9 protein-coding genes are annotated in these 12,228 nt (G+C 55.0%); 7 read left to right on the top strand and 2 right to left on the bottom strand.

The genetic code is table 11. The features are described 5' to 3' along the window. Positions 1-53: 53 nt before the first annotated feature. Positions 54-263 carry a hypothetical protein gene (locus N1689_RS18500; protein ID WP_061061018.1) on the top strand — a complete coding sequence of 70 codons (210 nt, stop codon included), beginning with the start codon at positions 54-56 and terminating at the stop codon, positions 261-263. Between the two features lie 396 nt (positions 264-659). Continuing rightward, positions 660-2,243: a diguanylate cyclase gene (locus N1689_RS18495; protein WP_161736553.1), complete on the top strand. Its 1,584-nt coding sequence runs from the start codon at positions 660-662 to the stop codon at positions 2,241-2,243. A gap of 24 nt (positions 2,244-2,267) precedes the next feature. On the opposite strand, the gene N1689_RS18490 is transcribed toward N1689_RS18495, so the two are convergent. Next, positions 2,268-4,049, bottom strand: coding sequence for a GGDEF and EAL domain-containing protein (locus tag N1689_RS18490; protein ID WP_222925675.1), 1,782 nt, complete (start codon positions 4,047-4,049; stop codon positions 2,268-2,270). A gap of 347 nt (positions 4,050-4,396) precedes the next feature. On the opposite strand from N1689_RS18490, the gene N1689_RS18485 reads away from it, so the two are divergent. From N1689_RS18485 to N1689_RS18475, 3 genes are all read left to right on the top strand, one after another. Further along, a complete protein-coding gene (locus N1689_RS18485) occupies positions 4,397-5,779 on the top strand; it encodes a methyl-accepting chemotaxis protein (protein ID WP_161736629.1) in 1,383 nt (460 codons plus the stop codon). A gap of 415 nt (positions 5,780-6,194) precedes the next feature. Further along, complete coding sequence (locus N1689_RS18480) at positions 6,195-6,434, top strand: transcriptional regulator (RefSeq protein ID WP_161736630.1); 240 nt, start codon at positions 6,195-6,197, stop codon at positions 6,432-6,434. A gap of 427 nt (positions 6,435-6,861) precedes the next feature. Next, complete coding sequence (locus N1689_RS18475) at positions 6,862-8,991, top strand: bifunctional diguanylate cyclase/phosphodiesterase (protein ID WP_260059723.1); 2,130 nt, start codon at positions 6,862-6,864, stop codon at positions 8,989-8,991. Positions 8,992-9,050: 59 nt separating this feature from the next. Here N1689_RS18475 and N1689_RS18470 read toward each other — a convergent pair whose 3' ends face one another. Further along, entirely contained in the window at positions 9,051-9,629 is a 579-nt protein-coding gene (locus N1689_RS18470; protein WP_260059722.1) for a GNAT family N-acetyltransferase, read from the bottom strand. A 253-nt stretch (positions 9,630-9,882) separates the two neighbouring features. Here N1689_RS18470 and N1689_RS18465 point away from each other — a divergent pair, with 253 nt between their 5' ends. Further along, on the top strand, positions 9,883-10,452 hold the full coding sequence (locus N1689_RS18465; protein ID WP_260059721.1) for a pyridoxamine 5'-phosphate oxidase family protein: 570 nt from the start codon (positions 9,883-9,885) through the stop codon (positions 10,450-10,452). A gap of 276 nt (positions 10,453-10,728) precedes the next feature. After that, positions 10,729-12,192, top strand: coding sequence for a YsnF/AvaK domain-containing protein (locus N1689_RS18460; protein WP_260059720.1), 1,464 nt, complete (start codon positions 10,729-10,731; stop codon positions 12,190-12,192). The last annotated feature ends 36 nt before the right edge of the window (positions 12,193-12,228 follow it).

The raw sequence follows: 12,228 nt of genomic DNA, 5'->3' as shown, positions 1-12,228 counted from the left end.
CAGGCTGTTCAATAATTATAAGATTTACGATCTTTTTAACTCCCGGGGGTTATATGGTCCATATTGATTTATGTACCAAAGAGGGTGTGATGAAGGCTTATGCTTTCCAGACGCCCATGCAGGCGATGAACCTGCTGGATAAAATTAAAGATGATGAATTCCAATGGTTTAATCTGGAGTGGGAAGGGTGTCGCTTTACCTGCCCGCATCAGTTTATTAAAAGACTCAGCAGCCGTTCTTATATTAAGTCGTTCTGGCGTTAATCCGACCGCAATGATTAAGCCTGTGCCTGACTGCGTATTCATAACGCAGATTTAATTTAACTGTTTCCGAGAATTTCATTCACCATATTAAACGGGGCAGATTCTGCCCCGTTATTTTTCGTGCCTGCAGTACCTCACGCTGGCGCTCAGCAATAATAATGCACCTCACCTGAGACGGTCGCAGGTTAAACAGTTTCATTATTACTGCTTAATTATTTTAGGCTGCTGTTTATCAGTGCCTGAGAAATGCTCAACAAGGCCTTATGCAAGTGCGTACGGATTTGTCCTACACCCGGCAATGCATCGTGATCCACTGTAAATCCTCTTCTTTTCTTCCCTTGACGTTAAGCATCAACTGTTACACTCAGGTGATACTTCATCCGGATCCCGACTGCAATGCCCCATAAAAAAATGCGCCTTCGTTCGCTGCTGACTTTACTTTCCATTGGGGGCGTCATTCTGACCTCCGGTCTGTTGCTGAGTGCGCTGCTACTGTTTCAGAAGGCCAATATTGAAGACAGTCTGCTAGAAGGAAACATTGCCTATGCCCGTAAACTGGCCGATACCACCGATCGTTACCTGACGACAGCGCAACGGGAATTGGCCTGGAGTGCATCGCAGATCAAGAGCCTTAGCGATCTGAAGCAGCTAAAAGCAGAAACTGAGCGCCTGCGCATGCAGTCAGGCTTCTTCAACTCGGTGGTAGTGGTTAACCATGATGCCATCATTGCGGCAACCTCACCGGATAGCCTGAATCTGACAGGCATGAAACTTCACTCAGCAGCCAGTCTGCAGGCTATTACGACCCGTAAGCCCTTTATCTCCGCGCCCTTTACCTCTGCCGCCGGAAACTATGTGGTGTTTTTATCTCAGCCGCTGTTCAGCGAAGAGGGGGGCTATCTGGGTTATATCGGCGGCACCATTTATCTAAAAAAACAGAGCATGCTGAGCGAAATCCTGAGCCAGCATTTTTATACCAAAGGATCGACGGTCAGCGTGGTCAGCAATGAGGGGCTGATTATTTTCAGTCATGACCCGACGCTTGTCGGAACAAAGATGCTGCTGAGTCTGGCCCTGCAGAAGCGCCTGTCCACCACGGAAAGTGGACATTTTACCCTGGAAAATGGAGGGCAAAGCTATCTGACCGGCTATGGCACGCTGCAGAAAACCGGCTGGAACGTATTTATTACTGGCACCTCTGAAACGGTCAGGCATATTCTGCTGCGCACGGCGGAAAGCGCCATTTGGTTCGTTCTGGGCATTATTCTCCTGACGGCCAGCGTCATCGCGTTTATGGCGGGTCGGATCGCTTCGCCACTGGAAAAGCTGGCGGACAGAGTGCGGGATGGCGGCAGCGAAGCACAGGCGGAGTCACTCGCTACTGTCAAAACCTGGTATTACGAGGCTGACCGGCTCAAAGAAGCGGTGCAGGAGCATCGCCATGCCGTGGCAGGCCATCTGGCTGCGCTTAACGATGAGGCGATGACCGATCCGCTGACCGGGCTTTGCAACCGTCGCGGATTTTCGGCGCTGGCGGCGCAGGCAGACAGTGAGCATGAACAGTGTGTCATCGCAATTGATATTGACCATTTCAAGAAGATCAATGACTGGTATGGGCATGACGCGGGCGATGCGGTTCTGGTGAATCTGGCGGCGTTGCTGCGTCAGGCCTGCCGCACCGGCGATATCGTCAGCCGGTTTGGTGGCGAGGAATTTATACTGCTGCTGCCACACACGACGCTGGCCGATGCTGCCCGTACCGCGGAACGCATCCGCGAGACGGTCTGCGCCACCACCTTCCCGTTCGCCGGGGCGATGACCATATCAGCAGGCGTGGCTTCACGGGATGACCAGAGTCGCGATCGCGAGGCGCTGCTGCGCCGGGCGGATGAAGCGCTTTACGAAGCAAAAGCGGCCGGCCGCAATACGGTGATCATTGCCGGGCCGGACGGATTCAGTACGCCTGAGTCTGCCAGATAAGATTGCGGGGCAGGGAAGTCAGGATCAGCACTTACTGCGTAATCGCCAGCCAAGCCACTCATCCAGCGCCGCTTCCGGTAGCGGCCTGGAGTAGAAAAATCCCTGGGCCTGGTCGCAGCCGAACTCAGTCAGCGCCGTAACGGTTTCCGCATTCTCCACGCCTTCGGCCAGCACCATGTAATCAAGGTCTTTGAGCATTGCAATAATACTGCGGGCAATAACACGCGATGCAGTGTCAGACGAAATTTCGCTGATCAGTGAGCGGTCCAGCTTGATCACATCCAGCGGCATGCGCCGCAGATAACTGATGTTACTGTAGCCGGTACCGAAGTCATCCAGTGAAATACCAAATCCCCGTAGCTTCAGCATCTCAAGCCCCTGCATCGCGGTCGGGCTTTCCAGAATCCGTTCCGTTTCCAGACACTCAATGCCCAGCAGCGAAACCGGCAGCTTCGCTCTTAGCATCTGTTCTTCCAGTTCGTCAGCAAAACCGTCACGGGAAAAATCGCTGCTGCTGACGTTAATGGTGATGGGCAGCTGAATATAGCTGTCGCGAAGACGGGCAAGGCGGGCGATGGCGTGCTCTATGACCCAGGCGGTCAGTTCGGTAAGCAGTTGGGTTTGCCTGGCAACGGGCAAAAACTGCGCAGGCGAAAGTTCGCCGCGCTGGGGATGCTGCCAGCGGATCAGCGCTTCCAGTCCTATCGGCTTACCGCTGTGAAGGCAGATTTTCGGCTGCCAGGCGAGCCATAACCCTTTATCTTCGCGAATGGCAGTGGCCAGGTCATGCATCAGGGTGAAATCCTGGGTATGGCGCGTATCCGTGGCTTCACTGAACGGCATTGAGGCAACGTTGCGGGTAATGGCTTCGTGCAACGCGCTGACTGCCCGCCGCAGGATCTCCTGGGCAGGCAATTCACCCGTGTTGAAACTTGCCTCACCGGTATGGGTCATCAGCGCAACCGACAGCCCATCACCAAGATCGGCGCTGATCCCGGCCAGCTTATTGGCCACCCAGCTGGCAGTGAGTCTGCTCTCCTGCCGTGTCAGCAGGGCAAAGCGTCCGGTTGCTACGGTGTAAAGCATTTCTCCTGGGGCAGGGCGCAGACGCAGCGGCAGCAGTGTCGCCACATCCTTCAGCAGGCTCTCAACCGGCCCCATGCCCATTGAGCGTGCCAGTTCGTAGGCACGCGGCATATCGATACAGTCAATCAGCACCAGCCGCCGTGGCGTGGTGTCTCCGGAGGTCGCAAGGAACTGCAGGTCGCGGATCAGACGCTGACGATTGGGCAGGCCAGTTACCGGGTCGGCAAAGCCAGCCGAGTACCAGGCGTCAAGAAAGGACATCACCAGCGCTGCGAGCATTTTCAGCATTGTTACCTGATCGTCACTGAAGCGATGAGGTGCCGTGTCGGTAACGCAGAGCGTACCCAGAATCAGACCGGTACTGCTTTTAAGCGGCACGCCAGCATAGAAACGGATAAAAGGCGCGCCGGTAATCAGCTTATGGTCAGCAAAGCGGCTATCAAGCAGGGTATCAGGCACCACCACGGTGCTGTCACTGTCCACGGCGTGCCGACAGAGCGAGTCCTGTCGCGTGGAATGAGTGAGTGTGAAATTGTGCGCCGCTTTGACGTGCTGCATCTCATCATCCAGAACGGAGATAAAGCTGCCGGGAATACCAATGGCCTGGCTGGCCAGTCGGACGAACTGTCGCAACACATCGTCACGACTCTCGTCGTTACTGCGCAGCGCGTGCAGGGTTCGCGTACGGCAATCGTCGCCGCCGCTAAGGCTCATGAGCATGAATTCCTCCGCACCGTCTGGTTACGGAGCGAAATTAAACAGAAAAATTGAAGGTTATAGCGTCATGACTACAGACTATTTATGTAAAAAGAAAGAGCCATGACGATTTATTTTTTATTACACCGCCTGCCAGACCTGAACAGAATAGCAAATCACTTTTCTTTAACGAAATATTTTAAGAATGACGATTCTATTATTTTGTCGTTAAAAACTTTTAATTTACGAAATATCCTGCCAGGATAGTAAGCACAAACATAGCGTGCTATATAATAACGCATTAAAGTAGATGACATAACTTATTTTTGTTTAATTTTAACTACACCAATGACAACATCGGGGAAAACCTCATGAACTCACTCAGGCATTTCACTATTCGCCGCGTTGTGCTGTGGATAATGATCGTCTCACTGGGCGTGGTCGCGCTGGCAGGTGGATACAGCAGTCAGATCGTGCGGGACATCTTTCGTCAGACCGATCGCTCAGCCGTGCTGACGCAGCAGCTAAGTTTTCTGACGCACAGCGCTCTTGTCATGCAGGGCGGAACAGGCGCAGATAAAAATGGCCTGATCGCCTTAACGCCGGCCAGTGCTGACTGGGATAGCTTTCGCGCAGCACTTACGACCTCACCCTCAGAGTATGCAACGGTTACCCGCGCGAAGCTGGATAGCGTGACGCAGCAGCTGGCACAAAATCAGGCTCTTCTTAACGCTGACCGGCGTCAGCTCGAGCGCGTACTGCTGGCGGCACTGCTGGCAGCATTCGCGTTGCTGCTGTTCTGCGACCGCTATCTGGTCGTCCATCTGGTGCGTCCGGTCGGTAAAATCCGCGGTCATTTAAAAATTATTGCCGGAGGTGATCTGACGCGTGAGCCGGAAGATCTGGGTCGCAACTGCGTCGGGCAACTGGTGCCGTTGGTGAAAGAGATGCAGCACAGTCTGTTGCAGACGGTCAGCGCTATTCACGACAACGCAGCCATTCTTCATCGTGAGGCTGGCGACATCGCGGCGGGTAACGCCGATCTCTCCGACCGGACCTCCACTCAGGCCGCTGCGCTGGAACAGACCGCCGCCAGCATGGAAGAGATCACGGTTACCGTGCGTCACAATGCACAGAATGCCCGTGAAGCGCGTGAACTGGCTGCCAGTACCACGGATACGACCCATCAGGGCGTGGAGCTGGTTCAGCGGGTGACGGCAGCCATCACCAGCATCGCACAGGGATCAGAGAAAATCCGGGAGTTCACCACCACCATTAATGGCATCGCATTTCAGACCAATATTCTGGCGCTCAACGCCGCCGTAGAGGCCGCCCGTGCGGGCGAGCAGGGCCGTGGTTTTGCGGTGGTTGCCAGTGAGGTACGTTCACTGGCACAGCGAAGTGCTGCAGCCGCGAAGGAGATCGAAGAGCTGATAGCTGATACCGAGGCACGCGTGGATGATGGCCGACGCGCAGCAGAGAGTGCAGGAACGACTATGGAAGCCGTGCTGCGCGGTGTCGGTGGCGTCAATGAACTGATTGGACAGATTGCGCTGGCTTCGGATGAGCAGAGCAAAGGAATTGCCCAGGTCACCGTGGCGGTGGCTGAACTTGACCGCGTAACGCAGCAGAATGCAACGCTGGTCCAGCAGGTTTCGGCAACAGCAGGCAGCCTCAGTGGACAGACTGAAACGCTGGGCAGCGTCATTACCCGCTTCACCCTGCCGCTTCATGCTGTCGGAGTGGCAAACTGACGCGTTATACCGATGAAAAACAAGAGGCTGTGCGGATGCCGGTCAGGCATAGCCTGATGGGCCATTTTATTCATCCGGAGATAACGGCTCTGTAAAATAAAATAGCCGTTAATATTCACTCTTTTTTTATCGCTGAATGAAACGGTCATTTTTAAAGACGGTGGTGAATGTTAACCACGGGCTGAGCATTATCACTATTCAGAACAGCGATGATTATTTTTAGTGCGCAATAATTATCCGGTTCACGAAATAAATTTAATTACAGTTTATACCTGTGGTTTTACCTGAGCTTTACGCTTTCCTGACGATTACGGATTGCCGCGCATTTAAAGCTTAACTCAAATTTATGTGTTGGCCACAGGTGAATTCGGTTGTCTGGCCATCTCACCGGGGCACCGTATGCGGAGCGTTTCATATGGGAAATCAGATTTTACAGCGGCCTGTTGCCGTTCAGCATAACGTACGTGAGCTGCGTCTTGCGGCCGGTCTTTCGCAGGAGATTGCAGCTGAACGCTTCGACCTTAGCCAGCGAGTCTGGCAGACCAAAGAAGCATCCAAAAATCCTGCCCTGCTCAGCCAGGGAGAATATGAACTGCTGATGCTGCTGGCAGGAGAGCATCCGCACTTCGAACTGGTTCCAAAGCTTAAAAAGTAAGGCGTTCTGCCGCTATTTTCCGCTGAAGTTAACGTATTTCAGGCCGATATAAAGAGCTAAGCGAAGCGCATTATTTCGCGCGTCTTATCTGCTCTGGCAGGATTGTTCTGGCATGGTCCGTTATTAACCATCGTACCGTCACGATCTCACTGCCTGGCATAACGTATTAACCGGCATCCCGCTGTCTGCGATGCCGGCTTTATCGGGCTCATGGCGGCGGGCTTTTGCTGCAGAGTTCACTGACGGGCCTTTCTTCCGGCAGCGGGTCGGCAGCCAGTTCTGCGCGTCCTGTCTGATTGAACGTGTCCTCTTCATGCTGCGTCATGCCGGCCACAGCAGATAACATCAGAGGGGATTTACGCTGAAACGTCCAGTTTATCATGATGCCGAGGCGGCTCGCCTTGATGCACTTAAGCAGTATCATCTGATGGATTCACCGCCGAGCGATGCGCTGGATCGCCTTACCACGCTTGCCGCGCGACTGTTCCGCGTACCGGTTGCGTTTGTATCGCTTATTGATGAGAAGCGACAGTTTTTCGCTTCACGGTACGGTTTGAATATTTCCGGTACATCGCGCAACGTCGCCTTCTGCCACCATACGCTGGCGCAGGGCGATATCCTCTGCGTGCCCGATACGCTGAAAGATCCCCGCTTCCGCGACAGTCCGCTGGTTCATGGCTACCCCTTTATCCGCTTTTATGCCGGGATCCCGCTCTCAACGCCGGATGGTCATCATATTGGCACCGTCTGCCTGACCGACACGCATCCGCGCGATCTGCTGACTTCAGAAGATCGGAAGCATCTGGCCGATATAGCTGCGCTGGTGATGGATCGCATGGAAATGCATCGTCTGGAGTTACTGCGCTACACCAGTCAGCAGCGGCTTCAGGCAATCTCATCCACCTCACCCGACGCCATTGTCTGTACGGACCTGCGGCGCGGCATCACCTTCTGGAATCCGGCAGCCACTGCTCTCTTCGGCTACAGCGCAGAGGAGATGAGAGGTCAGTATGTCAGCGAGCTGATCCCGGCGCGCTGCCAGACTGACTACCGTAACGAGCTGGCCCGGATTACCTCAGACGAAGCGGCTATCTCTCATCCTCGTTCGTTGCAGATATGGGGCGTCACGCGTGACGGCCGTGAATTCCCGGCAGAAGTCTCTTTTTCGGGCTGGCGTGAAGAGGGCGAGCGGCTGGTGGGCATGATCATCCGTGACGTCACGGCCCGCTATGAAAGTGAGGCGCGTCTCTGTGAGCTGGCTTCTCTGGATATGCTGACGCGACTCGCCAGCCGTAGCGCGTTCATGGATCAGGTCGGGCAACTGACCAAAGCGGGCGTTCCCTACACCTTACTGATGACCGATCTTGATGGTTTCAAAGAGGTGAACGATACGCTGGGACATGCAGCAGGCGATGCGCTGCTGTGTCACGTTGCCGAGCAGATTCGTGCGGTGTGTACCGGTGCCGTGACGGCTGCGCGGCTGGGCGGCGATGAATTTGTGATCCTGCTGGCGGGCGGCAGCGCTGAGGCGGCGATTACGGCGGAAAAACTGATTGCGGCCGTACAGACGCCGTTCCGCTATCACGACTCGCCGGTTGTGGTCGGTGCCAGCACCGGTATCGCTTCCTACCCGGATCACGGTCGCGATCCCTCTGCGGTGATGTCCGCCGCTGATCTGGCACTCTACCGTGCCAAAGCCTCAGGCAAAGGCTGCAGTATCCTGTTTATGCCCGAGTTTCGTGAAGCGGAGCAGCAGCGTCGCCGTTTCGAGCGCGAACTGGAAACGGCGGTGCGGCAGCAGCAGTTCACACTTTACTATCAGCCCCGCTTCGACGTGGAGAGTGGAAAGCTGGTGGGTTGCGAGACGCTGGTACGCTGGCAACACCCGACACGTGGGCTGCTGTTGCCTGCCGACTTCATCGGCATGCTGGTTAAAAGCCCGCTTTCCGTAACGCTGGGGGAATGGATCATCCGCAGTGCCCTGGCACAGGTCCGGCAGTGGCAGGTGCGATCCCCCGAGCTTCGCGTCAGCATCAATCTTTTTCCGCGTCAGCTGACAGGGAACAGCCTGGAAACCGTTATACGCGAGAGTGCCGGCGGCGATGCGGGTTTTGTTGAGCTGGAAGTGGATGAACCTCTGCTGGCTGTGCTGGTGCAGGATATGCCGGTTCAGGTTGAAGCGGTGCGCCGGACCGGTGCCTCATTTATCATTGATCATTATGGACGCACGCTGGGGGCCATTAATTTGCTGCGCCACAGCTTTGTGGCAGGTTTCAAAATCGACAAGTCGCTGACGCACGAGCTCAACTCCAGCATGCGGGTGCGAATGATGTTCCGATCTATCACCGCACTCGGCAAAAGTCTGGGTATTCGGGTGGCTGCTGAAGGGGTTGAAGACAAAGAGCAGATCGCCTTTGTCACGTCAGCCGGATGTCACATTATGCAGGGCAATGGCCTGTGCCGGCCACTGACACCGGCGGACTTTGAAGCGATGCTGTACGGCGAGGAGCATTCTGTGCCCGCTGTTGCCAGCGGTTACGATGTCACATTACCCTGAACCCTCTGACCCTGGCAGTCGAAGAAAGGGGACGATCGACGCCCGTCTGTCTGTCCGGGTCAGCGAACGGGCCGGTACGCCTGTTTCAGTAATCCGAAAATCCAGTCATCCTGCCACTGACCATTGAGGAAGAAATTCTGCCGCAGAGTGCCTTCCTGAATAAAGCCTGCGGAGAGCAGCGTGCGGCGAGAGGCGACATTGCCAGCCGTCACCGTTGCGGTCATTTTGCGGTAACCCTGTTGCTCAAAGCAGAAGGCGATAATGGCATGCAGCGACTCGCTGCCGTAGCCTTTGCCCTGTGCCTCCGTGGCCAGAATAAATCCGGACTCCGCAACACCTCCTCCACGATCGATAAATCCGCAGAAGCCAGCAGGAAGACCCGTCGTTTTTTCCTCAATGACCAGGCAAAGCCAGTGTGTGCAGCCTTTGTACCAGGCTGGCAGGCGTACGTCGAATGACAGGGTTCGGATCTCTTCAGCACTGCGCGGATCGCTGATGTACTTCATCACCGATCTGTCCTGACTGAGCGCAAGATAAAAGGGCCAGTCTTCCTGTTTCAGTGGCCGATAGGTCAGGCGTGGCGAGGTGACATCAATGGGCATTTCTGGCCGAACTTCAGCGGAATTTTCAGCAGACATAGTGTCATTCCCTGCGGACAAGACGGTAAGGTGATGGCGCAAAGATAGCACGGAGCGGCAGACTGATGGCACGCGCGTTCGCGACTTTGCAAGGCGTTTCGCAATCCCGCGGCTGTCTCACCCTGCGCGATCTTACCCGGCGACTCGCGGATCATATTTTCCTGTCAGAGCGGAGCGGGCAGGCCATCTGCTCACATCATTGCTACGCTTTTAGCCAGATGGCTGACATTGTCCCTGATGAGAGTAATTTCCAATGGATCTGAAAACTTTTGAAATAGCCTGCTGGGCAGCACTGACAGAGGCTGCCGCCGATCCGCAGGCTGGATTTCGTTATCTGACGCTCGCTACCGTGGATGCTGCACAACGGCCTCAGTCACGTACTGTGGTACTGCGCGAGTGCCATGATGTACGCCGGACGCTGACCTTTTATACCGATGTGCGTAGTCCAAAGTGGCAGGAGATGGCGGCGAATCCCCAGGTTACCGTATTGGGATATTGCCATGAGCGCCGCCTCCAGCTACGGCTGGTGGGACAGGCTGAGTGTTACGCAGCGGGAAGTGCAGTTGCCCGTAACGCCTGGCGTACGTTACCGCAGCACACGCGCCAGACGTATATCGCCGGGCCGCCGGGAGAAGCGCTGGCCCCCGCTCACGAGACACCTGTCGCGACGGCAGCGGAAACTGGCGAATCGCGTTTTGGCGTAATGATTGTGCAGGTCAACATGCTGGATGCGTATCAGCTTCAGCGCAATGAAAATCAGCGCGCACTGTTTCACTATCCTGCCCATGGCGAACGGCAGGAAAGCGGATGGATCAACCCCTGAGGTGAGGCACGCCAGGCGTGCTCACTGCCTGACCCCTTCTCTTTGGCTTACCTGAAAACAGAGATTTCACTGCAATTGACCCTGAGATCCTCTTTTTATCTGCCGCATCGCTTATCCGATTTTAGCGCCATGTTATCTTCACATCGCGGCATATTTCTGCTTTTTACTTTCCTTTGTCATTGTTTGTGCCAGGCTTTAACTAACCGAAAAGCAGTCACTTATGCTCAAGGTCAGGGAAAGTACAAATGATCGCTCTGTATCACAGGCAGGTTAAACATGAACAATCAACCTCCTGAAAAACCAGGGTCAGAGGGTAGCGACCAGGTGCTAAGTCTGGCGGAGGAAACCGTTGAGGTCTCGAAACAGCGGGTCATCGACGGTCATGTCAGGGTTACCCGACAGGTCACTGAGCATCAGCAGAAGATTGCGCTGATGCTCCGGCATCAGACGGCGGAAATAGAACGCATTCCTAAATCGGAACGGCTGGCTGAGATGCCGGAGATCCGTGAAGAAAATGGCGTTCTGATCATTCCCGTCGTTGAAGAGGAAATCGAGATCGTTCGTCATCTGGTGCTGAAAGAGGAGTGGCACATTCGCAAAGTCGTCAGCGAGGTGGAGATAGAACAGATTGTCTCCCTGCGCCGGCAGCAGGCTCATCTGACCCGAATACCCTATTCAGAGCCATCCGAATCCATCACCGAGGAACACAACATGGCGCGTGAAACAATTGTAACAATGTTCAGCAATATCTCACTGGCAGAAGGTGCAAAGCGTAACCTGATTAAGGCCGGGTTCCTGGATGATGACATTGATATCATCTCCGGTGAGCGGCTGCGCACTGAAGGTCATGAAGCCCGTCATCCGGGCTTCTGGCAGCGCCTGTTTGGCAACACGCTGGAAGAGGATCAGGCTGAAGTCTATGAAGATGCGATGCGTACCGGCGGTGTAGTGCTGTCGCTGCGGGCCGATGAAGATGAGTTACCTCGTGCCCTGGGCATCCTTGATGCCCATGAAGAGCTTACCGAGCGCAGTGCCGCACGGCCTGATGACTATGCGACTGATGATGGCCTGACAGCGCCCGCCAGTGGAACGCTTCAGGATAAGGGTGCCATCGATCCGCTCCATACCGATCCTGCCCAGCGCAGCGCGGCGCGTACAGCCCTGACCGGTGATGAGAGTGACGAGGATGTGCTGCGTCTGGCCGAAGAGCGACTGGAAGTAGGTAAACGACTGGTTAGCGAAGGTTCAACCCGCGTGCGCCGCTACACTGTCACCGATCAGGTCTCAGAAAATGTCTCGCTGCATGAGCAGCACGCCGCAATCTTCCGTCGTCCGGTGAATGAATCAGGATCACCTACTCATGTTGACTGGTCTGAAAAAACGATTGAAGTGGAAGAGACGCATGAGCAGCCCGTGATTAATAAGACCGCGGAGATCATTGAAGAGGTGGTGTTACGTAAAGAGACAAGCGATCGGGTTGAAACCATTAACGATTCGGTACGCCGTCAGGAAGTGGATATTGACCATGCCAGTACAGATCCTCTCGGCGCAGACCGGCTGACCGGGAATCGTACTGTGGCCGATCCGTTACTTGAAAGCACGCGTCAGGCGCACGCTGACGACAGCCGTCCGGTAACGCCAGGCAGCGAACCTGCGCATAAAGAGGGTTTCGCGGAAAAAGCCGGTGATAAAATCGCCGAAGCAAAAGAGAAGGTCGAAGATAAGTTTAAAAAACCGTAATGCTGTCGCGGTGATATTCATCTTTCAGGTCTGAAA

The sequence above is a fragment of the Pantoea sp. XY16 genome (assembly GCF_025153065.1).
GTDB lineage: Bacteria > Pseudomonadota > Gammaproteobacteria > Enterobacterales > Enterobacteriaceae > Pantoea > Pantoea alfalfae.
Note: the sequence above shows the minus strand (reverse complement) of the source record. Positions and strands in the feature narration are given on the sequence as shown.